The sequence below is a fragment of the Pseudomonas rhizophila genome (assembly GCF_003033885.1).
In the GTDB taxonomy this organism is placed as follows: Bacteria; Pseudomonadota; Gammaproteobacteria; order Pseudomonadales; family Pseudomonadaceae; genus Aquipseudomonas; species Aquipseudomonas rhizophila.
The window spans coordinates 649,369-670,989 of the sequence record NZ_CP024081.1 but is presented as its reverse complement, the minus strand read 5'-3'; the positions used below and the strand labels follow the sequence as shown (position 1 = coordinate 670,989).

Here is a 21,621-nt window from a genome sequence, read left to right as displayed (position 1 = left end):
TTGTGGGAGCGAGCCTGCTCGCGATGGTGTGTCAGTCGACACGGGTGCGCTGATACGCCATCGCGAGCAGGCTCGCTCCCCCACGGATTGGGCTTTACCTATGAAATAGCTGGAGCACCACGATGTCCTCCTCACCCCAACCCACCTGGCCGGCGCCGCACAAAGCCTGCCTCGCCCTGGCCTTCGACCTCGACGGCCCCACCGGCGATGCCATGCTCAACGGCTCGATCTGGCACAAGCCTGAGTATTTCGGATTTGGCGGTTATGGTCCTTACCGGGCGCTGCCGCGACTGCTCGATCTGCTCGACGCCTTCGGCATCCCGACCACCTTCTTCGTCCCGGCCTGGGTCGTTGAGAACTGGCCAAAGCAGTGCCAGGCGATTGTCGAGCGCGGGCATGAGGTGGCGTACCACGGCTACAAGCACGAATCCTTTTACGCCCTGACGCTGGAACAGCAGAAGGACGTGATGAAGCGCTGCCGCGAGGTGTTCTGGAACCACTTGAACATCCGCGCCGAAGGCTTTCGCACCCCCTCCGGCGACTGGCGCGCCGAGACCCCGGCGATGCTGGTCGAGGCCGGCGTGACCTATTCCAGCAGCATGCGTGGCGATGACCGCCCGTACCTGGTGAAGGTGCCAGGTTTTGACACGCCCCTGGTGGAGATCCCCGGTCGCTGGGAGATGGATGACTACGCCTCACTGGCTTATACCCGCGCGCCGGATTTTCCGTCAGGGCTGGATCGCACCGCCAGCTATGAGCTGACCCTGGACAACTGGTGTCGCGAATACGACGGTGCCATGAATGAAGGCTTGTGCCTGACCACCCTGTTCCACCCCAAGATCACCGGCAAGCCGGGACGCATCCTGCTGCTGGAAAAACTCTTCGGGCACATGCGCCAGCGCAACGACGTGTGGTTTGCCACCTGCCGCGATGTCGCGCAGTGGTGGCTCAAGGAGCATCACCATGGCTGATTCGGTTTTCTGGCCCCAGGGCTACCGCTGCGCTGTCGTGTTGACGGTCGATTACAACGACATCCACGGCATTCTCACCCAGGCCCCGGAAGTCGCCGGGCGCGACAAGACCCTGTCCGTGTGGCGTTACGGCACACAACGAGGTGTCGAGCGCCTGCTGGGGCTGTTCGACGAACTGAAGGTGTGCAGCAGTTGGTTCATTCCCGGCATCGTTGCCGAAAAAAACCCGCAACACATCCAGGCGATTCAAGCAGGCGGGCACGAGATTGCCTGCGCCGGTTATCGCCACTGCAACTACGACACTCTCGACCTGGCGCAGCAGCGTGACGAAATCGCCCGAGGGTGTGCAGCGTTGCAGGCGCTGACCGGCCAGCGCCCCAGCGGTTTTCGCATCCCCGCCGGCAATGGCGCACCGGGGTTCATCGAGGCCTTGGGCGAACACGGCATAAGCTGGTCGTCGTCATGGCGTGGCGATGATTTGCCTTTCGCTCACCCTACCGCACCCGGGATTATCGAACTGCCGTTGCACTATGAACTGGAGGACGAGCCCTACTTCGCCTTCAACCTGAGCCCGGCGGTGCCACCTGCGCAATCGCGGATCGCTTCCTACAGTCACACTCTGGGCAATCTGCAAATGGACTTCGCCGGGTTTCACCGCTTCGGCCTGTGTTACGTGCTGCGCCTGCATCCCGAGATCATCGGTACGCCGGGGCGAATCGGCGTGTTGCGCGAGCTGCTGCGGGGCATCCAGCAGCACGATGATGTATGGATCGCCCGAGGTTGCGAAGTCGCCCAATGGTGGGCGGACTCGGCGCTGCCAACGGCCGGCGATCACCCCGCCTCGGTGTACGAGCGGCACTATCGGGACTACCTGCTATGACCGAGCGCCTGCAGCGACTGGCGCAGTTCTGCGTCGACACTCGCTTCGAAGACTTGCCTGCGGCGCTGGTGGCGCAGGCCAAACGGCACATCCTCGATACGTTCGGAGCGGCATTGGCCGGCGCGGACAGCGACGTCGCACGGCAGGCACGTCAGGTCTTCGAGGGCGAAACCGGCAACAGCCTGGTCTGGGGCACCAACCTGCGACTCGGCGCCGCCCAGACGGCAATGCTCAACGGCGTCGCCGCCCATGCGCTGGAACTGGACGACACCGGTGGCTGCGACCACTCCGGAGCGGTGGTCCTACCGGCGGTGATGGCCGCGGTGTCGATGGCGCCCGGAACGGTCAACGGTCGTGAGCTGATCACGGCCGTGGTGCTTGGCTATGAAGTCGGTCGCCGGGTGCTCGAAGCCTGCGGCGGCTATTCGGCGCACAACGGCGCGGGGTGGCATTCCACTGCCACCTGCGGGGTGTTCGGCGCAGCAGCCGCCAGTGCGCGCATCCTGAGACTGGACGCCGGGCAAACGCTCGCTGCGCTTGGCATTGCGGGCAGTTTCAGCGGCGGCTTGTGGGCGTTCATCCATGACGGTTCGCAAAGCAAGAAGCTGCACAGCGGTCGTGCGGCTGAAGGAGGATTGCTGGCCGCGCGATTTGCCCAGCAGGGCATCACCGGGCCGGCCAGGCTGTTTGATGACGTCTGGGGCGGTTTTCTCAAGACCCTGGCCGGGCCGACGGCAGAACCGCAAGCGCTGGACGCGGATCTCGGATCGGTGTGGAAACTCGCCCGCTGCTCGATCAAGCCCTATGCCTCGTGCCGTGGCACCCATTCGGCCATCGATGCGCTGGGGTTGCTGCTGGATCAGTTGCAAGTCGGCGCCGATCAGGTCGAAGACATTCAGGTGTCGTTGTGCGGGTTTCTACAGGACATGTGCGGTGGCCAGGATGTCAGCACGCTGCCGGCAGCGCAGATGAGCCTGCCTTACGCCCTGGCGGCGCGGCTGGTACACGGGCATTGCGGACTTGAAGCCTATGACGAGACCGCGCGCCGCGACCCGCGGATTGACCGCTGGCTGTCGCGCATTCGCCTTGAAGTTGACCCGCGACGGTCAGAGGATGGCGAACCCGTGGTCTGCGTGCGGACCGTGGACGGTCGGCAGGCGCGGCTGTGCGTCGATCCGCCCTTGGGTGCGCCAGCCAATCCGTTGAGCGATGCGGCGCTGGAGCAGAAATTTTTCAGCCTGGCGGAGCGAGTGATGCCGCGGGTGCAGGCCGAGGCGTTGCTGGGGCAACTAGCGCGGCTGGAAACGCTGGAGTCGGTTGGACTGCTCGAACGGTGGTTGGGTTGAAACTTTTATTGCCTGATCGGGCGTTATCGCGAGCAGGCTCGCTCCCACAATTGAATTACCTTCCCCTGTGGAAGCGAGCCTGCTCGCGATGGCAGTGCCTCGGCGCAAACAAACGCTAAAAACTGGAATAAGGACATCTGCCCCACCGTGGCCACTTACTCGCTCGTCATCCGCCGCCTGATGATCGTTTCACTGACTATCGTCGTCAGCCGCGCCATTACCAGCCCGTTGCTCACCCTGTTCCTGAGCAACAAACTCGGTCTCAACCAACAGGACGTCGGTTTGTTGCTGGGCATCGCGGTGTTCATTGCCACCCTGCTCGCGCTCTACGGTGGCTACATCATCGATCGCCTGGAGAAACGCCGGTTACTGATCCTGACCATGCTCTCCAGCGCCATCGGATTCGTACTGCTAACTTTCGCCCAGAACCTCTACCTGACTACCCTGACCCTGGTGATCACCGAAACCGCGTCGGCCCTGTTCCTGATCGGTTCCAAAGCGATCCTCAGCGAAAACCTGCCCGTGGGCCAGCGGGCCAAGGCGTTTTCCTTACGCTACACCCTTACCAATATCGGCTACGCCACCGGCCCGATGCTCGGCGTGGTGATTGCCGGGGTGTACCCGATTGCACCGTTCTTGATTGCCGGCGCCATCGCTTTCGGCAGCATCTTCCTGATGAGCGGCATTCCCAGCGACTCGGCCCCGGCCCCCGCGATCGGTCAGCCACAGAGTTTTCTCAAGACCCTGGTGACCCTGAAAAACGACCGCACGCTGATCATGTTCACCTGCGGCTGCCTGCTCAGTACCGTGGTCCACGGGCGTTTTACCCTGTACCTGTCGCAATACCTGCTGGTGGTCGAGGACTCCCAGCGCGCGCTGCAAACCATGGCGGCCCTGCTCGCCTGCAATGCGATTGCCGTGATCCTGCTGCAATACCAGATCGGCCGCTTTCTCAAGCGCGAACAGCTGCGCTACTGGATCGCCGGTGGCACCAGCCTATTCATCCTCGGTCTGATCGGCTTCAGCCTGGCCGACAGCCTGGTGTCCTGGTGCGTGGCGATGTTCATTTTCACCCTCGGTGAGATGATCATTTACCCTGCCGAATTCCTCTTCGTTGACACCCTGGCACCGGAAGAACTGCGCGGCAGCTACTACGGCGCGCAGAACCTCGCGGCCCTGGGCGGCGCGTTGAGCCCGGTGATCTGCGGCTTCCTGCTCATGCACACCCCAGCGCCGACGATGTTCTATGCCTTGAGCTTGTTGACGGCGCTGGGCGGCACACTGTGCTTCATGAGTGGGCGGCGAGTCGCGCTACAGCAAAATTGTGCAAACAAGCAGCATTAATATGAATGAGTCAGCATCCGTAACGAACGGCACACCGCGCCTCGCTCCACCCGCTCAGTCTTCAAGGCCCTACCCGTCATCTACGCACGCTTATGAAAATGTCTCTAACTCACTCCAGATGTGCTCGCCGCGTACAGACCCATCCGTGCATCAATCCCGTCTGAAAGAACTGTACAGGGGCGTCAAACCCGGCGGCCTTGATAAGGCTCGCGACCTGTTGCGCAGGCAGGATCGCAACATCTCTGGCGTAAGCAATACGCGCTCGCTCCAGCACTTCTGGCTGAAGACCGTCGGAGGACATCAATGTCATCCAACTGCGTAACAGCGCCTCATAGGCAGGCGATTCGGTATCAGAGGCGAGGTCGGCGTTCGCCAATATTCCGTGGGGTTTAAGGCGCTGGGCTATTTCGCGAAAGAACCTGGTGCGGGCATCTTCTTCCAACAAGAATTGGGAGACCAGCAAGCAGGTAGCCGCGTCGTAGCTGGCCTCGGCGACGAGCGTATCCAGGTAGCCTTCGTGAAAATGGCAGCGCGCGAGAAAGCCATGCTGAACGGCCCTCTGACGACAGACATCAAGCATAGCGCCCGAAGGGTCGACAGCAGTGAAATGCCAGCCGGGGAAGCGCTCCGCCAGATGGGCAAGTTCCGCCCCCGTGCCAACGCCGACGCAGAGTATCCGGGCATTTTCCGGCAGGCCGGCGAACTGAGATTCGAGCAGCAAATAGAGGGCGGCGCGAATCGGCGCCATCCTTTCCCATTGCTTGTCGTAGCTGACAGCTTGCTGGTCGAACAATATCTTGAGGTCTTCACTGCGCATAGGGCACCTTGTGTCGTGATAGACGCATCGCGTAACCGCGGTACTGCTTTCAGTATCCCAGACCTGTCAAGCCCCACACCTTTGCGGCCGCCATGCTGTGGATCAGCACTTCCCAGGACCCCAGTCGAGCATTGATATTAGGATTATCTCAGCAGGTTGCGAGGGGGGACTCAACCCGATCACTGACCTCGGCCTATTCTGACGCTGTCCCCTCTCCCACAGGCAGGCCCCATGATCCACTGCAAACGAGCCTACGAAGCAGCCAGCACCGAGGACGGCGTACGGGTTCTGGTGGACCGTCTATGGCCGCGTAATTGTCGCAAGGACGAACTCCCCATCGCGCAGTGGCTGCCGGAGGTGGCGCCTTCTCATGAGCTGCGCAAGGCGTTCAAAGCGGGGGCGGTTTCGTTTGAGCAGTTCAAGGTGGCCTATCGCAAGGAGTTGGCTGCGCGGCCGCAGTGTTGGTGGCGGTTGGTGGATGTTGCGCGGGGCGGCAATCTCACTCTGGTATATGCCGCCAAGTCCACGGTCGAGAACAATGCCGTGGTGTTGGCTGAATGGTTGGAGGATGAGGTGGAGAAGCGGGCGGAGGGGAGTTCGCCGGTTTGTTATTTGGGTGGGGAGTTCTGATGGGCGGCAGGATGGTTTTGGGGCCGCTGCGCAGCCCAGCGGGGGCAAGCTCCCTCGCCACAGGTTTGCTTAAATGCACAGCACGCCGCGAAACCCTCGCGCCGCGTAATACGACTGCACACCATTGTGATAAACGAACACCCGTTCATAACGATAGTCACCGAATAGCGCACCGCCGAGGGCGCGAAGTTCAGGGGGTGTTGCCAGCCAACTGGACGTTTTGGCATCAAACTCGCCAAGCTGCTGCAAGGCTCGGTACTGGTCTTCAGTCAGCAGGGCGATGCCCATTTCTTCGGCCATTTCCATGGCACTGCCTTTGGGTTTGTTTTCCTTGCGTGCGTCCAGGGCGGCGCGGTCGTAGCAGAGGCTTCGGCGGCCCGTCGGGCTTTCATTGGCGCAATCGCAGAAGGTGATGAGACCGGTCTCTTTATTCTGGTCGATGACGTCGGGTTCGCCGCCGGTGGTTTCCATGGCCTGAAGGGATTTCAGGGCGTTGGGGTTGGCTTCGAGCCTGGTTTGGACGTCGGCCCAGGGGAAGTTTGGGTGGCGCTGGGGGTTTTGTTCGAAGCGGGTTTTCAGGGTTTTGAGGAGGTTTTCCTGATCTTGTTTTTTCATCGTTTTGGGTCCGTGGGTGGTCGGTTCCAAATCTCACCAGTACCAGCGTAGCAACCCATTGAGGCGTGAGGTCAAAAACCATGATACGTGGCGATGCTCAACCCGATTTTCCCCTGCACATGAACTCGCCACGAGGTTGGGGCGCGACTGAATGGTTACCCCCCTCGTTACTCTAGGCGCCAACATTTATCGAATAATATCAAGAATTTTGCACGCTATCACAACGTCTGATACCGTGTTGAAATCGTGATACGGAAAAATGACCATGACTGCTATCCGCCAAGACCATGAGCTCTCCGAAAGGCGTGATCTGATCGAGCTCAAAGTCTACGTAGAGAACGTGCTAGGCCTGAAGCTGCGCTTGAAACCGTGGGAGCACGTCAAGATCCTTCCGTATGCATTGCGTGACCGCTACGAATTTTTTGTCACAGAAATCTTCGGGGCCGGCTGCCTCATTCTCAAGGAACGTCCACAGCGTGAAGCCAGCGTTGCGGATGTCGCCAAGCATATCCAGGCCATCCACAACTTGCAGGCATCCAACAAGTTGCCCGATACCGGCGACCTGATGATTTTCGTCACCGACACGCTTCCGAGCTATGACCGCAAGCGACTGGTGGAGAAAGGCGTCCAGTTCATCGTGCCGGGCAATCAGCTTTTTCTTCCGGCCTTTGGTATGGATTTGCGTGAGTATTACCGCCAGCGCCTGGAAAAACCTCAGGTCCTGAGCCCCGCCACCCAAGCCATGCTGATTCAATTTCTGATCAAGGGATGGCACCACCAGCTCCTGACCACTCGCGCAACCTTCGAGAAGTCCTTTACCTACGCGAAAATGACCGTCAGCAGAGCGATCAAGGAACTGACCGACTTGGACATTGTTAAGCCTGGAAAGGAAATGGGTGAGGCCGCGATCCTGTTTCACTTGTCCCCCAGGGAGACTTGGGAGATGGCCAAGGAGTCCATGCGTACGCCGGTCAAAAAAGCACTTTGGCTCAATGCAATTCCCCAGGTTTTTGACGACACCCCAATGTTGCTGGCCGGAGAAACGGCCCTGGCTGAAATGAGTCTTCTCGCCGGCCCAAAAGTCCCTTGCTATGCGATGACGGCAGCGCAGTTCGAGCATATTCGGGAGCATGCTCAAACTGAAAAGAATGCGGCCTACGGGGAGGAATTCGGCGCTTGGGGCTCAACTACGAAAACGGCCAAATCGAAACTCGAGACCACGGCGCCCTACCTTGAAGTGCCCCAAAACCATGCAGCGTGTTGCATTCAGTTTTGGAGTTATGAGCCACCACGCAGCAACTTCGCCACGGGGACGGTAGACCCCTTCTCTCTCTATCTGAGCCTCAAGGATGACCATGATGAACGCGTGCAAATGTGTCTGGATGAAATGATGGAGAACGTGAAATGGTAGTGGGTGTCGACCGGTTTCGAGAGTATTTCAGGGACTTCCAGGGCAGCTACGTTCTGATCGGTGGTGTGGCGGCCTCGATTGCTATGGAGGAACTGGGTGAAGAGTTTCGACTGACCAAGGACCTGGATATCGTCCTGGTCGTCGAGGCACTTGATCGTGCGTTCGTCGGGCAGTTCTGGAAGTTCATCAAGGACGGCGGCTATGCCATTCGCCAGAATGGCGACAGCGATGGAGACTCCCCGGGTTTTTATCGTTTTCAAAATCCGGAGGACAAATCCTTTCCCGTTCAGGTCGAGCTGTTTTCCCGTCTCCCGGATGGCCTCGAGCACGAAGAAGCGGCCAGAATGACCAAAGTCCCCGTGGAGGAGCAAGCCGCCAGCCTATCTGCGATCATTCTTGATGACGAGTACTACGCCTTTCTTCTGGACGGCGTCGATCACACCCTGGATATCAGCCACATTGGTGCCGACCGGCTCGTTCCCCTCAAAGCCCATGCCTGGCTTAACAAGAAGGCGCAGCTTGAGCAAGGTATTCCAGTAGACAGTCGCGATATCAAAAAACACTTTAGGGATGTGATCGTACTGACCGTCGGTCTCACCGAAGGAATGGCCCAGCTACCGGAACGGCTGGCGCGCGATTTGAAGAGCTTTCTTGACCAAGTGCCTGCTGAGCTGGCGTCAAATCCCCAAGCCTACAAAGGTGTAGATGGCCACCGTTTGATCAAGACGATTGAAGAAGCCTTCCGCCTCACTTGAATCATGTTTTTTGCACGCTATCAGATGTATTGATAGCGTGCGAGAAAGTTGTTACGACGTAGGGCATGTCCTCGAGCGTCATCCCGAACTTATTGTCACCAAAGGCTCGAACGGTTGGAGACGAACATCTAAGTCAGAGCACGACACGCCTCTGGTGATTGAAAGTAGATGCTCCTTCGATTTGTGCACATCCCAAACTGGGATTTAACGTTCGATGCCCCAACCTAACGCTCCGCCTCCCCCTGTGGATAAATATCACTGACATTCAACGACAACTTCGCAGCCACCTCATAACCATCAGCCTTGCTGAAGTTCAACTGAAACTCCTGATAAGCAGGACCGGCCAGCCAACGGTTAACTTGCAGACCTTGATACCTGGAGCTTTCCCCGGGCGTGAGTTGCCCGAACAGCGGATAGCCCGCGTCGGCAAAAATCCTGTCAGCTTCGAACCAGTCCATCTCCTTATCAAGGCTCACACGTTGCTCCACCATTGCCCATGCCTCTGGCGTGACCTTCTGGCCGACATCCAGGAAGACCACCTTGCTTTCTTTCGCGGCGATCAGGAAAGGCAAGGTCATGGGTGTGCCCGTCGAATCCAGCAGCTTGTATTTCATACCAGCGTATTCCCCACCGCCTTCTTCCCTGCGCTCCCATATTCGCCAATCGATGACGCTTTCCGGGTTGAAGCTGTTGTTGGTGAGGATGATTTTGTAGCGCTGTTTGAAGAGTACGTCCTGATCATCTTTATAGGCCTTGTAGAACGACACCTTGCTGTGTTCGGCGCCGACCCGGATGATGATCGGAGTCCTGCGGCTGGCGACACTGTCCTGATATTGCTGGTAACTGAAGAAAGCGGATGCAATGGAGACGAGTAAGGCGAGCGTCGCAATTCCATCTGTGCGGGTGAGGGTCTTGAACCATTTCATCATGAGGCGGTGTGTCCGGATATTCGTGGTGGATGGGTTGGCGTCTTCGCGAGCCTTGTCCGAATGAAGACCCAGAGGATAGCATTGAGCCATCAATCCTCAAGGAAGCCCGAAAATGCCTGGAACGCCCGCCCCTCTGAGCGTCACAACGAAGATCAGCTCATGACCCTCCTCACCGCCGACGCCATCGGGCAACGTGCTACGTTTTTCATCATCGTTTTATCCTGCTTGCTTGTCCTGGGCATCACGAAGACCTTGAGCAAAGCCCATCAAAAATCGAATCAAGACTCTCAGTTGTTCATGTACGGCACCATTGCCACGTCCTTCATCATAGTCATGTCTGCGGTACTGATTTGGGGCAGCAAGGATCTTCCCGCGTGGCTTCAAGGCATCGGCAGCATCTACGCAATCATCGTGGCAATACTCGTATCCCGGCATGAAGGCCGAAATGCCCAGGAAAGAAGCAGACGGGAACGAGCAGAAGATCACAGACGTGAAGCCCAAAGAGTCAACCAAGAGAAGATAGAAACCACCAGGGCGATCTACCAGATCGTGCTTCGCGCGTTCATGAGCTTCAGCTACGTGCGTGAGAATGCCTATGACAAGAGTCTGTCAGCCAAGGATATCGGCCCGCGCAAGGGCGAGCCCGACCTGAAAATAACAGGCGGCAAACAATGGCGGTCACTGGGTTTCAAGGCTGCCGACATTCGCGTACAGCTTCGGCAACTGGAAGCATTTGTAGAGCAACTGGAAAAAATTCCCCCCTTTGAGCATAGGGATGCAGTTCTCGCCCTGCTGACATCCGAATTCTGCGCCTCGATCAAAGTGTTATTGGCTGATTTGAAGACAGGCTGGAATATCGAAAGTCAACGAACGGCGCCCGGCTCCGGCGCAAAATCGACGATCAAGTACCCTCCTTGCGTAAAAAACGCCACCTACACAGAAACTGAAAAACTCATTGGCGTCACCGAGTATCTGGCCCATGGGATTTTTCATATGTATCTGGATGAGCCGGAGTGCAATCGTATCGAGGAGGTTTTCCTGAGTTGGTCCCAAAGGGCAAACAAAATTTTTTTAAGTCATGGGCCCCAGGCATCATCCGGTGCGCAAGAGGATGTTAATCAGGCACAGCAGAGCTGACTTTTACGACGACATTCCTGCATGGGTAGCTAAGGTGAAGTAACCCGTTAGCGGCTAGCACTGAACAGGAGGCCCGTATGAGGAACTTCACGATCCAACACATCGACCACATCGTCCTGCGCGTAAAAGACATCGAGCGCAGCCTCGCTTTCTATACGTCGGTGCTTGGTTGCGAGCTGAAGAAGCGCCGGGACGATCTTGGAATGATTCACCTCAGCACCGGTGTTTCGATGATTGATCTGGTTGCTGTCGACGGGCCGTTGGGTCGCGCGGGTGGGCCGGCGGCTGGCAAGCAAGGGCACAACGTCGACCACCTCTGTCTGCGCATCGAACCGTTTGATGAACAAGCCCTCATCGCTCATTTGGCCTCAGCCGGCCTGAGCGTTGAGAAAGCGCAGATGCGCTATGGCGCGGAGGGGAAAGGCTGGTCGATCTACTGCTTCGATCCGGATGGCAATCAGATTGAGTTGAAGGGCCCAGCGCTGGAGCCCTGAGCTTCTTGGTCTGTCTGGGCCAGTGATGTTGAATGGGCCGCCGTCATCGCGAGCAAGCTCGCTCCCACAGGGGGATGTGTGACGGGCACAAAATTCGTGAACACCACCAATCAAAACTGTGGGAGCGAGCCTGCTCGCGATAGCGGTCTGTCTGAACCGGTGATGTTTGATGGGCCGCCGTCATCGCGAGCAGGCTCGCTCCCACAGGGGATGTGGGGCGGGCACAAAATTCGTGAACACCACCAATCAAAACTGTGGGAGCGAGCCTGCTCGCGATAGCGGTCTGCCTGAAACGGTGATGTTGGATGGGCCACCGTCATCGCGAGCAGGCTCGTTCCCACAGGGGTTCTGTGGCGGGCACAAAATTCGTGAACACCACCAATCAAAACTGTGGGAGCGAGCTTGCTCGCGATAGCGGTCTGTCTGAACCGGTGATGCTGAATGTGCCGCCGTCATCGCGAGCAGGCTCGCTCCCACAGGGGATCTGTGGCGGGCACAAAATTCGTGAACACCGTCAATCAAAACTGTGGGAGCGAGCCTGCTCGCGATGGCGGTCTGTCTGAAACGGTGATGTTGGATGGGTCGCCGTCTTCGCGAGCAAGCCCGCTCCCACAGGGGGGTGTGGTGGACACAGGTTTTGTGGAGGTTATTGCGTCGTCGACTCAACCGCTCCCCGCACCCGCTGCAGCATGTTGATCAAATGCAACCGCATCGAAGCCCGGGCCGCTTCGGCATCATGGCGCGCCAACGCTGCGTAGATCTGCTCGCGCTCACGAATCACCAAGGCGCGATTCTCAGCCGTGACAGCTGGCCCGGCCTGTTGAACCACCGCGATCAACGTATTGCCCACATGGGCCATGGCATCGATAAAGAAGCTGTTGCCGGTGCACTGGGCGATCTGTAAATGAAATTCGAAATCCACCTGGGCGCTTTCGGCATCCGCGGCTTCAGAAGCGTTCGCCACATCCAGCGCTTCACGCATCGCCAGTAACTGCTGCGGCGTAGCGCGTTGGGCGGCGATGCCAGCGGCTTCGACTTCCAGGCTCTGGCGCAATTCGATCACCGCCAGCGCGTCGTACGCGCCACCCTTGACGTGCTTGCTGCCCTGGAAATCCCCCGGGCGAGCAGTGTCGACCACGAAGGTGCCGATGCCGTGACGCGTTTCCACCAGGCCTTCGGCCTGCAACCGCGACATGGCTTCGCGAACCACCGTACGACTGACGCCACGGTCCTTGATGATGACCTGCTCGGTCGGCAGTTTGCTGCCTGCGGGCAGTTCGCCGGCCAGTATCTGCTGCGTCAGATCGACCACCAGTTGCTGGGTCATGCTCAGGCGTCGATCGGGTGTGACACGGTCCATTGCACCTATCCATTAAAGCCAGACGATCGCGGCATTATAGCCGCGACCTAACGTCGAAACGCACTATAATGCCGGCTGATCACACTAGAGCAAGCCGATGACGGATCAAGCGTTATCTCCATTGAATAAACCGCGCCGCCTCGCCGAAACACTGGTGGACCGCTTTGCCCAGCGCATGCGTGAAGGCATTCTCAAGCGCGGCGAAAAGCTCCCCACCGAAGTGCATATCATGGAAGCCGAGGGCGTCAGTCGTTCGGTGGTGCGTGAAGCGCTGTCGCGCTTGCAGGCGGCGGGGCTGGTGGAGACGCGGCATGGGGTCGGCACCTTTGTCCTGGACATGCCGGCGCCGGAGGGCTTTACCCTCGGGCCGGCGACGATTGCCACGTTGTCGGATGTGCTCAACCTGCTGGAGTTTCGCCTGAGCCTGGAAGTCCAGGCCGCCGGCATGGCTGCCGAGCGCGCCACGCCCCAAGCCCTGGCCGAACTGGCCCAGGCGCTGGAAGCGTTGCTGCAAGGCCCGGAAAAGTCCGGCACCACCATCAATGCCGATTTCCAGTTCCATCTGAAAATCGCCAAGGCCGCTGGCAATTACTACCTGATCGACATCATGAAGCACCTGGGTACCAAGCTGATCCCACGTACCCGGATGAACTCCGCCTATTCCGGGCAGAGTGATCGCAGCGCCTACCTGCAGGGGATCAACGCCGAACATCAACAGATCTTCGACGCCATCGCCAGTGGTAATGTCGACGCAGCGCGGGCGGCCATGTACCTGCATTTGAGCAATAGCCGCATGCGCCTGTGTGAAACTCAACAACGCCAGGCTTTTTACAACGAATAATGCCCACTGATTCTGTGGGAGCGAGCCTGCTCGCGAAGGCAGTGGGTCAGTCAACATGAATGCCAACTGATCCGACGCTATCGCCAGCAGGCTCGCTCCTACAATTTAGAAGAAGCTGTATTTAACACCGACCCGCAGCCGCAACTGGCGATCGCTGTCGACCGAGTTGACTTTAATATCACCCACTTCAAAGAACGGCGCCCAGCGTTTATCCCACTGGTATTTGACCACGGCGTTCTGCTCATAGTCGTCGGTGCCGCCGTTATAGCGAATGTAGTCGGCATCGAAGTAAGTCAACTGATATTCATAGGCCCACGGTCCTTGGGGGCCATAGTTGATATAAATATCGTAACGATTGACCGTCTGATCGTCCTGCCCATTATGCGGCACGTCACGGTCGATCTTGTCGCGGTCCAGTTTGGCTGAATCCAAACGGTAGCGACCGGCGATGCTCAACTCTTTGGTCACGCGGTAACCCAGGCGCAGGCCCAGCTTGTAGGTGGTGGATTCTTCGTCGCTGTCCAAGGCCAACGAGGGCGTCAGCATCCAGCGATCATTGATCTTGTGCTGGTAGTTGACGGTAAATTCATGACCGCTGCCGACGGTATTGTCGAAGGCGACGTCTTGCCGGTCACCGGCGGTCTTGTATTTGAGTTCACCCTCCAGACCCAGGCCACTGTCCAGCCGAATACCAAACTTGGCACGGTCGGCATGCATACGACTTTTTTCCGCATATTGGTGGCGTACATTGATATAGCCGGTATCGGCCTGGGCAATAACCGAAGTAAACAAGGAAGCGAGAGAAAGTATTACCAATGTCTTTTTCATGTTTTTTTATTCTTGTTGGTTGAACGGGTTAGTTGGGTTAAACGCTAAATCACAGGCGAGCGCGTGCGCGGCATTGAAACCTGGGGTTCAACGTCTTTTACGGGTTAAAACAAGTGCAACTGATGAATCAGGGTTTAATTCAAACGGCGACAGGGATGCCTTGTATGTCGCGACTGGCCTGCACCAGCAAACGGGTGTACGCGTGCGTGGCACCGTCACTCGCCAGAAGCTGACTGTCGAGCGTCTCCACCACCCTGCCCTGCTGCATCACCGCGACCCGATCGCATAAGTGCGCAACCACCGCCAGATCGTGGGTCACCATCAGGTAGGTCAGGCCTTCCTGGCGGCGCAAGTCGGCCAGCAGGTTGAGGATTTCCGCCTGCACCGAGACATCCAACGCCGAGGTCGGCTCGTCCAGCAACAGCACCCGCGGACGCAGGATCAACGCACGGGCGATCGCCACGCGCTGGCGTTGGCCACCGGATAATTGATGCGGGTAACGAAAACGGAAGCTGTCGTTCAAGCCGACCTTGCGCAGGATCTCGCTGACCTTCTGCGCACGCCCGTCGATGCCGTGGATGCGCAACGGTTCCTGCAACGCGGCATCAATGGTGTAGCGCGGATGCAGCGAGGCGTAGGGATCCTGGAACACCATCTGCACCGTACGATAGTGGTTCAGCGGCAGGTTGCGGATCACGGCCTGGCCGGCGATCTGCAGTTGCCCGGTCCAATGCTGATACTGCCCGGCCAGACAGCGCAGCACGGTGGTCTTGCCCGAACCGGACTCCCCTACCAGGCCGAATGCCTCGCCTTCGGCAACACTCAAATCGACGTCGTGCAATACCGCGTTCAGTGCCGCGCCGGTGCCAAAACAAAGGTTCAGGCCGGCGATTTCAATCATGCTCATGACAGGCTCCTCAAGCATTCAACCACTGCGGGTCACGCTGCAACACCGGCAGCGTGGCGCGCCGATGATCCAGGCTCGGCAGTGCGGCCAGCAGGCCACGGGTATAGGGATGGCTGGCTTGATCCAGGTCGGCGGCGGCAATCGACTCGACCACACGGCCGGCGTACATCACCAGCACGCGGTCACAGAAATTCCGCACGAGATTCAAATCGTGGCTGATGAAAATCAGCCCGAGGTCGCGCTCGCTGACCAACTCCTCCAGCACGTTGAGCACCTGCCGGCGCACCGACACATCCAGGGCAGAAGTGGGTTCGTCGGCGATGATCACCTGGGGGTCGGTGATCACCATCATGGCGATCATGATCCGCTGGCCCATGCCGCCCGAGACTTCATGGGGGTACAGGTCGTAGACCCGCTGCGGGTCGCGAATGTGTACCTTGGCGAGCATGTCCAGGGCGCGTTCGCGGGCCTCGCGATGGGGCACTTTGTGATGGGCCAGATAGGCCTCGGCGATTTGTTCGCCGACCCGCACCACCGGGTTCAGCGAGTACTTGGGGTCTTGCATGATCATCGACATGCGCGCACCGCGAATCGCCTGGATCTGCTTTTCGCTGGCGGCCAGCAAGTCGATATCGGCAAAACGCAACGTCTTGGCGGTGACTCGCGCCGTCGGCGGATGCAAGCGCAAGAGACTGCGGCCAACGGTGGACTTGCCCGAGCCGGATTCACCAACGATGGCGAGTTTTTCCCGGCCCAAAGTGAACGACACGTCACGCACCGCCCGGGAGATTTTGCCGGCGTTGCGAAACTCCACACACAAGTCCTGTACGGCAAGTTTTATCTCAGTCATGGGGCTGCTCCTCAGGATTGGCTACGTGGGTCAAGGACGTCGCGCAAACCGTCGCCCAACAGGTTGAAGGCCAGGCTGACCAGCATGATCGCCGCACCGGGCGCCGCCACCAGCCACCAGCTTTCGAGCATGTAGCGCCGTCCGGTCGAGATCATGGCACCCCATTCCGGCAACGGTGCCTGGGCGCCGAGGCCGAGAAAGCCCAGGGCGGCGGCGGTGAGAATGATGCTCGCCATGTTCATGGTCAGGCGGATGATCACCGAGGACAGGCACATTGGAATGATGTGGCGCAGGATGACCCGGGTACTCGACGCGCCTTGAAGCTGCACCGCCACGACGAAGTCAGCGTTGCGCAGCGGCAGGGTTTCAGCGCGGGCGAGTCGGGCAATCGGCGGCCAGGCAGTCAGTGCGATGGCGATCACCGCATGCTCAAGGCCCGGGCCGAGGGCGGCGATGAACGCCAGCGCCAGGACCAGGCTGGGAAACGAGATGAAGATGTCGGTGATGCGCATGAACAGGCTGTCGACCCAACCGCCGAAGTAACCGGACACCGTGCCCACCAGCAAGCCGATTGGCCCGACAATCACGGTCACCAGCAAAACGATGTACAGGGTGATGCGCGAGCCGTAAACCAAGCGGGCGAAGACATCGCGACCGTATTCGTCAGTGCCGAACCAGTGGACGCTGCTGGGTGCTTGCAACGCCCCGGCAAGGTTCTGCAACAGCGGATCGTGACCGGCAATCCATGGCGCGAAAACCGCGACCAGCATCAGGGTCGAGACGACGATCAGGCCGGCAAAGGTCATCGGGTTGCGCAGCAGGAAACGCAGCAGGCGCAAGGCACTGACGGCCATCGCTGCCGTACTTGAAGATGGCAGCGCGGCACTGCCGGCTGCGCTGGAAGCAAGAGGCAGGTTCATTAGCGAGTCCTCGGGTCGAAGATCTTGTACAGCGCGTCGCTGATCAGGTTCAGCGTCACGAAGATGAGGCCGATCAGCAGGACACAGGCCATCACCGCGTTCATGTCACCGAGGAGCAAACTGCTGGTCAGGTACTGACCGAAGCCCGGCCAGGCAAACACGGTTTCGATCAGCACCGCGCCTTCCAACAGCCCGCCGTAGGCCAGCGCAACGATGGTCAACAGCTGCACGCGGATGTTGCCGAAGGCATGGCCCCAGACGATTCGCCGCTGGGACAAACCCTTGACCCGGGCGGTGATGATGTACTCCTGGGACAGCTGCTCGAGCATGAAGCTGCGGGTCATGCGGCTGATGTAAGCCACCGAGTTGAAACTGAGGATCACCGCCGGCAGCAGGATGTGGCGCAACGCGCTGCGAAAGGCCTCCCAATCGCCGGACCAGGCGGTATCGATCAACAGCAGCCCGGTGTGTTTGGGGATCAGCCCGTCATAGGCCAGGCCGATGCGCCCGACGCCACCGGCCCAACCCAGCCAGGCGTAGAACACCAGGAAGGCCATCATGCCGATCCAGAAAATCGGCGTGGAGTAGCCGAACAGCGTGATCAACCGCGCGATATGGTCCCCGGCACGCCCCTGATGTGTCGCCGCGTAGACGCCCAGCGGCAAGCCCGCCAACACGCCGAACAGAATGGCCAGGGTGGCCAGTTCCAAAGTGGCTGGGAAGACCCGGGCGATGTCGGTGATGACCGGGTTGCCGGTCAGCAAGGCCATGCCGAAGTCACCGTGCAGCAGGTCGCCGAGGTAGATCGCGAACTGCGTCCACAACGGTTTGTCCAGGCCTAGCTCTTGATACACCTGGGCGTAGGCCGAGGCGTCAGCGTCCGGGCCGACGATGGCCAGCACCGGGTCCAGGGGCATGACCCGTCCGATGAAAAAGGTCAGTAGCAGCAGCCCCAGCAGCGTCACCGCCACCGACCCGCTGCGCCGGGACGCCGAAGCGACCCGGGATGTCCAGATTGAAAAGGATGCAGTCGACATGTTCATTCCTGCCTTGGCCCTGCGGCCGTCGATTTCAGCGCTGCTTGTAAACGTCCCGAAGACGTGTGGTGGCGGCGGTATGGCCGATGTAGTTGCGCACGTCGGCGTGGATCACCACTTCGTCGACCATCTGTGAAACCGGCATGATTGCTCCGGCCTGCTGGTCGTAGAGGGTCTGGATCTGCGCGTACATTTCCCGCTGGCGCTCGGGGTCTTGCTCGCGCTCGGCCTGCTCGATCAACTGATTGAGCTGCGGGTTGAAGAACGAGGTGCGCCAGCCCTGGAAGTTGCTCAGCTTGGCTTCGGTGCGGTTGTCCGGGTTGTAGACCAGGGCCCGCAGGCTTGAATGCGGATGACGCTCCGCCCCGCCACCACCACGACCGACGAGGATGTCGAACTGGCGGTCGCGCATTGCACCGTAAATCTGATTTCCCGTGCCGGTGATGATCGTGGCCTGGATACCTGCCTGGGCCAGTGTCGCTTGCAGGCTGGTGGCGATGTTGATGAACGGCGGATCGGTCAGCGAGCGGATGCTCACCTTGAAGCCTTCGGCGTGCCCCGCCGCTGCCAGCAGACGCTTGGCCTCGGCCACATCCAGGCGATAGCCAGGATCTTCCAGGCGTGCCGGCAGCCCCAGTTGCATCGGCCGCTGATTGATCACCCCGTAGTGCGGCATCACCACATCGTTGATGCCCTGGTAGTCGATCAGCAGGCGGATGGCTTGGCGCACGCGGATGTCCTGGAACAGCGGCTGTTGCATGCTCATCGCCACATAATACAGCGTGCCACGGGCGATGCTCTGGATGCGTACCTCATCGACCTTGCCCAGCGCCTTGATGTCGGTGGCCGCCATGCCTCGGGCGACGTCCAGGTCACCGCGCTCGACCATCAGGCGCAAGGCCTGGGACTCGGTCATGTTGCGCATGATCACCCGGCGCAACTTCGCGGGGCCGCGCCAATAGTCGTCATGACGACTCATCAGAATCACGTCGTTGGCGCGCCAGATGTCGAGCTTGAAGGCACCGGAGCCGGCTGTGTGGGTCGCCAGCCACGCGGCGCCCTGATCATCACCGACCTGATGTTGCAAAGCGACCGAGCGATCAATGATGAAGGCGCTGGGAGAGGTCGCCAGAGTGTTAAGCACCAGCATCGGGTCGGTGCTGCGCGGCAGGTCCATGACAAAGGTATGCGGCCCTTCGGCGCGCATCAGTTTGCTGACGTTGTCGGCGGTGAAACCGTAGGCTTTCCAGGTCGAAGCCAGGGCGCGGTTGAGGGTGACCACCCGTTGTAGCGACCAGGCGACGTCTTGCGCGGTGAGCGGTGCGCCGGAGTGAAAACGCACGTCATCGCGCAACTGGAAGGTCAGGCGCATGCGGTCGGGGCTGACCTCCCAGGTTTTCGCCAGGGCCGGGATCAGCGTGTCCGGTTGCGCCGCGTCCTGCTCCAGGAGCATGTCATAAACGTTGGCGTTAACCTCGGCGACCTCCAGGCCGGTTGCCGCGGCGGGGTCCAGGGACAGCAGGTTGATCATGCTCATGCCCACCACCAATTGGTCGGCGGGCGTTTCGCCTTGAGCCAGGCTGACGGGCACCTGCACTGTGCACAGGGCCACGGTGACACACAGCAGCCTGGTCAGGCGCTTGGGCCAGAGTTTCATGGTTCAGTCCTTTCTTATATTTATAAAGACTTGTCGTCCGGGCAGCTATCGGCCGCGGACGTGGTGCGCGATCAATGTCGAGACAAGGTATTGGCCTCGATATACGCGAAGTTGATGTCCTCGCCCAACCCAGGCCGATCAGACAGGTGCACAAAACCGTCGGCGTCCATCGGGTCGACAATGCTATTGAGGTGCGCAGGGACTTCTTCGTAGTCGAGGAAGGGATGCAGCAGGCCGCGCTCGTACCAGCGGCAATTGCTGATTGCACCGACTACAGCCAGGTTCGCCGCGCCATTGCCGTGGACTTCACAGTCCATGCCGAACGACTCGGCCAGGTGCGCCACCTTCAGGCACGGCCCGATCCCCCCGACCCCGGCCACGCCCGCGCGCAGGATGTCACAGGACTTATGGGTGACCCAACTGGCGCGGCTGTGGAACTTGCCGGCGATGCTTTCCGGGCCCAGTACCGGGATGTCCAGATTGGCCGCCAGCCAGGCATAGGACTCAGCGGAATCTTCCATCATCGGTTCTTCGAACCAGGCGAAATTGAGTTGCTCGAGCGCCCTGCCAATGGTCAGCGCGTCCATGCGGCTGTACCAGTGGTAGCCGTCGAGCATCAGCGCGATGTCCGGACCGACTGCCTCACGCACGGCGGCGCAGGCTTGGATGTCCATCTGCGGATTCGGGGCGAAGGAAATCGGCGGCATCCAGGTGTGCAACTTGATGGCCTTGTAGCCGCGCTGGACCAGCTTTTCGGCGAACTGGCCGTACTCGTCCGGCGTGGACAAGCCCCCCGGCAGATCATCGCCACACATCGTCGAACCGTACGCCGGCACTTTGTCGCGATAGCCGCCAATCAGCTTGTGTACCGGCAACTTGAGCTTGCGCCCGGCCAGGTCCCACAGCGCTTGTTCCACCAGCGCCAACGCGCGGTCGGTGAACTGCCCGGCGCTGCCGCGCTGCCAGTGCGCCAAGTCTTGCCAGATGCTTTCGCGGTCCATTGGGTCCCGGCCGATCAGCACCTTGCGCACAAAGGACTCGATGATGTGCGGACGAACCAACTCAGGCGGACCGAAGGCATAGCCCTCGCTGCCGTCATCGCAGCCAATTCGCAGCAAGGCCATCTTGATCAGAACCTCCTCGCCCGGATGAGCGTGGCCGGCGCTGTCTTGAGCGCGGCGCGAAGGGGTGGAAAAGACTTCGACGTGAACGCCTGTGATTCTCATAAGGGGAAGAACACCATGTATTGTGATTTTTATTTGTATGTCGTCATACAACGTAGCTGATTATTCGGACGTTTCCGTCAGACTGTCAACCGGTAAATCACACAAAAACCAACATATGATGGGATTTCCATAGCGAAGAGGTTATTTCTCACATCATAAACAACAGAAGTCGTCATACCACAGCGTTACCAGGTAGGACTTGGAAAGACCGGAACACCGGCGATCAAAACTGTGGGAACGAGCCTGCTCGCGATAGCGCTCTGCTTGAACCGGTGGTGCTGAATGTGCCGCCGTCATCGCGAGCAGGGGATGTGTGGCGGGTACAAAACTCGTGAACACCACCAATCAAAACTGTGGGAGCGAGCTTGCTCGCGATAGCGGTCTGCCTGAAACGGTGATGTTGAATGTGCCGCCGTCTTCGCGAGCAAGCTCGCTCCCACAGGGGATGTGTGGCGGGCACAAAATTCGTGAACACACCGATCAAAACTGTGGGAGCGAGCCTGCTCGCGATACGGTCTGCCTGAAACGGTGATGTTGGATGGGCCGCCGTCATCGCGAGCAAGCTCGCTCCCACAGGGGATCTGTGGCGGGCATAGAATCTGTGAACACCGCGATCAAAACTGTGGGAGCGAGCCTGCTCGCGATAGCGGTCTGCCTGAACCGGTG

The 21,621-nt window shown here is 59.5% G+C and carries 21 protein-coding genes; 10 read left to right on the top strand and 11 right to left on the bottom strand.

The genetic code is table 11. The annotated features are described in order from the left end of the window. Positions 1-122: 122 nt before the first annotated feature. The 4 genes from CRX69_RS03040 (at position 123) to CRX69_RS03025 (ending at position 4,541) form a co-directional block, all read left to right on the top strand. Positions 123-971: a polysaccharide deacetylase family protein gene (locus CRX69_RS03040; RefSeq protein WP_107321509.1), complete on the top strand. Its 849-nt coding sequence runs from the start codon at positions 123-125 to the stop codon at positions 969-971. After that, a complete protein-coding gene (locus tag CRX69_RS03035) occupies positions 964-1,851 on the top strand; it encodes a polysaccharide deacetylase family protein (RefSeq protein ID WP_107321508.1) in 888 nt (295 codons plus the stop codon). The genes CRX69_RS03040 and CRX69_RS03035 overlap by 8 nt, the downstream gene beginning before the upstream one ends. Next, positions 1,848-3,197, top strand: coding sequence for an MmgE/PrpD family protein (locus tag CRX69_RS03030; protein WP_107321507.1), 1,350 nt, complete (start codon positions 1,848-1,850; stop codon positions 3,195-3,197). Before CRX69_RS03035 ends, CRX69_RS03030 begins: the two co-directional genes overlap by 4 nt. Before the next feature lie 147 nt (positions 3,198-3,344). Next, positions 3,345-4,541, top strand: coding sequence for an MFS transporter (locus CRX69_RS03025; RefSeq protein ID WP_107321506.1), 1,197 nt, complete (start codon positions 3,345-3,347; stop codon positions 4,539-4,541). 109 nt (positions 4,542-4,650) lie between these two features. Here the strand turns inward: CRX69_RS03025 and CRX69_RS03020 are convergent, their stop codons facing one another. Then, complete coding sequence (locus CRX69_RS03020) at positions 4,651-5,358, bottom strand: class I SAM-dependent methyltransferase (protein ID WP_107321505.1); 708 nt, start codon at positions 5,356-5,358, stop codon at positions 4,651-4,653. 231 nt (positions 5,359-5,589) lie between these two features. On the opposite strand from CRX69_RS03020, the gene CRX69_RS03015 reads away from it, so the two are divergent. Continuing rightward, on the top strand, positions 5,590-5,988 hold the full coding sequence (locus CRX69_RS03015) for a DUF488 domain-containing protein (protein WP_047227447.1): 399 nt from the start codon (positions 5,590-5,592) through the stop codon (positions 5,986-5,988). 69 nt (positions 5,989-6,057) lie between these two features. Here the strand turns inward: CRX69_RS03015 and CRX69_RS03010 are convergent, their stop codons facing one another. Next, a complete protein-coding gene (locus CRX69_RS03010; protein ID WP_107321504.1) occupies positions 6,058-6,603 on the bottom strand; it encodes a DUF4256 domain-containing protein in 546 nt (181 codons plus the stop codon). Between the two features lie 265 nt (positions 6,604-6,868). Here CRX69_RS03010 and CRX69_RS03005 point away from each other — a divergent pair, with 265 nt between their 5' ends. Both CRX69_RS03005 and CRX69_RS03000 read left to right on the top strand, forming a co-directional pair. After that, entirely contained in the window at positions 6,869-8,014 is a 1,146-nt protein-coding gene (locus CRX69_RS03005) for a hypothetical protein (protein ID WP_107321503.1), read from the top strand. Beyond that, positions 8,008-8,769 carry a hypothetical protein gene (locus tag CRX69_RS03000; RefSeq protein WP_107321502.1) on the top strand — a complete coding sequence of 254 codons (762 nt, stop codon included), beginning with the start codon at positions 8,008-8,010 and terminating at the stop codon, positions 8,767-8,769. The genes CRX69_RS03005 and CRX69_RS03000 overlap by 7 nt, the downstream gene beginning before the upstream one ends. A 224-nt stretch (positions 8,770-8,993) precedes the next feature. Here CRX69_RS03000 and CRX69_RS02995 read toward each other — a convergent pair whose 3' ends face one another. After that, complete coding sequence (locus CRX69_RS02995) at positions 8,994-9,698, bottom strand: hypothetical protein (protein WP_047227441.1); 705 nt, start codon at positions 9,696-9,698, stop codon at positions 8,994-8,996. 159 nt (positions 9,699-9,857) lie between these two features. Here CRX69_RS02995 and CRX69_RS02990 point away from each other — a divergent pair, with 159 nt between their 5' ends. Further along, positions 9,858-10,835 (top strand): hypothetical protein, encoded by a 978-nt coding sequence (locus CRX69_RS02990; RefSeq protein WP_157952113.1) that lies wholly within the window; start codon positions 9,858-9,860, stop codon positions 10,833-10,835. 77 nt (positions 10,836-10,912) lie between these two features. Beyond that, on the top strand, positions 10,913-11,329 hold the full coding sequence (locus CRX69_RS02985) for a VOC family protein (RefSeq protein WP_047227439.1): 417 nt from the start codon (positions 10,913-10,915) through the stop codon (positions 11,327-11,329). A 646-nt stretch (positions 11,330-11,975) separates the two neighbouring features. Here the strand turns inward: CRX69_RS02985 and CRX69_RS02980 are convergent. After that, positions 11,976-12,689, bottom strand: coding sequence for a FadR/GntR family transcriptional regulator (locus tag CRX69_RS02980; RefSeq protein ID WP_047230511.1), 714 nt, complete (start codon positions 12,687-12,689; stop codon positions 11,976-11,978). A gap of 97 nt (positions 12,690-12,786) precedes the next feature. Here CRX69_RS02980 and CRX69_RS02975 point away from each other — a divergent pair, with 97 nt between their 5' ends. Then, positions 12,787-13,530, top strand: a complete 744-nt coding sequence (locus CRX69_RS02975) for a FadR/GntR family transcriptional regulator (protein WP_047230512.1) — start codon at positions 12,787-12,789, stop codon at positions 13,528-13,530. 105 nt (positions 13,531-13,635) lie between these two features. Here the strand turns inward: CRX69_RS02975 and CRX69_RS02970 are convergent, their stop codons facing one another. From CRX69_RS02970 to CRX69_RS02940, 7 genes are all read right to left on the bottom strand, one after another. Then, positions 13,636-14,358 (bottom strand): oligogalacturonate-specific porin KdgM family protein, encoded by a 723-nt coding sequence (locus tag CRX69_RS02970; RefSeq protein WP_047230513.1) that lies wholly within the window; start codon positions 14,356-14,358, stop codon positions 13,636-13,638. Positions 14,359-14,497: 139 nt separating this feature from the next. Continuing rightward, positions 14,498-15,265, bottom strand: coding sequence for an ABC transporter ATP-binding protein (locus CRX69_RS02965; RefSeq protein ID WP_047230514.1), 768 nt, complete (start codon positions 15,263-15,265; stop codon positions 14,498-14,500). A gap of 10 nt (positions 15,266-15,275) precedes the next feature. Beyond that, on the bottom strand, positions 15,276-16,115 hold the full coding sequence (locus CRX69_RS02960; protein WP_076386261.1) for an ABC transporter ATP-binding protein: 840 nt from the start codon (positions 16,113-16,115) through the stop codon (positions 15,276-15,278). Positions 16,116-16,126: 11 nt separating this feature from the next. Then, a complete protein-coding gene (locus tag CRX69_RS02955) occupies positions 16,127-17,035 on the bottom strand; it encodes an ABC transporter permease (protein WP_047230516.1) in 909 nt (302 codons plus the stop codon). Then, a complete protein-coding gene (locus CRX69_RS02950; protein WP_047230517.1) occupies positions 17,035-18,072 on the bottom strand; it encodes an ABC transporter permease in 1,038 nt (345 codons plus the stop codon). The genes CRX69_RS02955 and CRX69_RS02950 overlap by 1 nt, the downstream gene beginning before the upstream one ends. A 34-nt stretch (positions 18,073-18,106) precedes the next feature. Next, positions 18,107-19,729: an ABC transporter substrate-binding protein gene (locus tag CRX69_RS02945; RefSeq protein WP_107321500.1), complete on the bottom strand. Its 1,623-nt coding sequence runs from the start codon at positions 19,727-19,729 to the stop codon at positions 18,107-18,109. 71 nt (positions 19,730-19,800) lie between these two features. After that, positions 19,801-20,955, bottom strand: a complete 1,155-nt coding sequence (locus CRX69_RS02940; RefSeq protein WP_047230519.1) for a mandelate racemase family protein — start codon at positions 20,953-20,955, stop codon at positions 19,801-19,803. Positions 20,956-21,621 lie beyond the last annotated feature (666 nt).

Coding starts and splice junctions, on each gene's coding strand:
- CRX69_RS03040 (WP_107321509.1), top strand. CDS start 123: ATGTCCTCCTCACCCCAACCCACCTGGCCGGCGCCGCACAAAGCCTGC.
- CRX69_RS03035 (WP_107321508.1), top strand. CDS start 964: ATGGCTGATTCGGTTTTCTGGCCCCAGGGCTACCGCTGCGCTGTCGTG.
- CRX69_RS03030 (WP_107321507.1), top strand. CDS start 1,848: ATGACCGAGCGCCTGCAGCGACTGGCGCAGTTCTGCGTCGACACTCGC.
- CRX69_RS03020 (WP_107321505.1), bottom strand. CDS start 5,358: ATGCGCAGTGAAGACCTCAAGATATTGTTCGACCAGCAAGCTGTCAGC.
- CRX69_RS03015 (WP_047227447.1), top strand. CDS start 5,590: ATGATCCACTGCAAACGAGCCTACGAAGCAGCCAGCACCGAGGACGGC.
- CRX69_RS03010 (WP_107321504.1), bottom strand. CDS start 6,603: ATGAAAAAACAAGATCAGGAAAACCTCCTCAAAACCCTGAAAACCCGC.
- CRX69_RS03005 (WP_107321503.1), top strand. CDS start 6,869: ATGACTGCTATCCGCCAAGACCATGAGCTCTCCGAAAGGCGTGATCTG.
- CRX69_RS03000 (WP_107321502.1), top strand. CDS start 8,008: ATGGTAGTGGGTGTCGACCGGTTTCGAGAGTATTTCAGGGACTTCCAG.
- CRX69_RS02995 (WP_047227441.1), bottom strand. CDS start 9,698: ATGATGAAATGGTTCAAGACCCTCACCCGCACAGATGGAATTGCGACG.
- CRX69_RS02990 (WP_157952113.1), top strand. CDS start 9,858: ATGACCCTCCTCACCGCCGACGCCATCGGGCAACGTGCTACGTTTTTC.
- CRX69_RS02985 (WP_047227439.1), top strand. CDS start 10,913: ATGAGGAACTTCACGATCCAACACATCGACCACATCGTCCTGCGCGTA.
- CRX69_RS02980 (WP_047230511.1), bottom strand. CDS start 12,689: ATGGACCGTGTCACACCCGATCGACGCCTGAGCATGACCCAGCAACTG.
- CRX69_RS02975 (WP_047230512.1), top strand. CDS start 12,787: ATGACGGATCAAGCGTTATCTCCATTGAATAAACCGCGCCGCCTCGCC.
- CRX69_RS02970 (WP_047230513.1), bottom strand. CDS start 14,358: ATGAAAAAGACATTGGTAATACTTTCTCTCGCTTCCTTGTTTACTTCG.
- CRX69_RS02965 (WP_047230514.1), bottom strand. CDS start 15,265: ATGAGCATGATTGAAATCGCCGGCCTGAACCTTTGTTTTGGCACCGGC.
- CRX69_RS02960 (WP_076386261.1), bottom strand. CDS start 16,115: ATGACTGAGATAAAACTTGCCGTACAGGACTTGTGTGTGGAGTTTCGC.
- CRX69_RS02955 (WP_047230516.1), bottom strand. CDS start 17,035: ATGAACCTGCCTCTTGCTTCCAGCGCAGCCGGCAGTGCCGCGCTGCCA.
- CRX69_RS02950 (WP_047230517.1), bottom strand. CDS start 18,072: ATGTCGACTGCATCCTTTTCAATCTGGACATCCCGGGTCGCTTCGGCG.
- CRX69_RS02945 (WP_107321500.1), bottom strand. CDS start 19,729: ATGAAACTCTGGCCCAAGCGCCTGACCAGGCTGCTGTGTGTCACCGTG.
- CRX69_RS02940 (WP_047230519.1), bottom strand. CDS start 20,955: ATGAGAATCACAGGCGTTCACGTCGAAGTCTTTTCCACCCCTTCGCGC.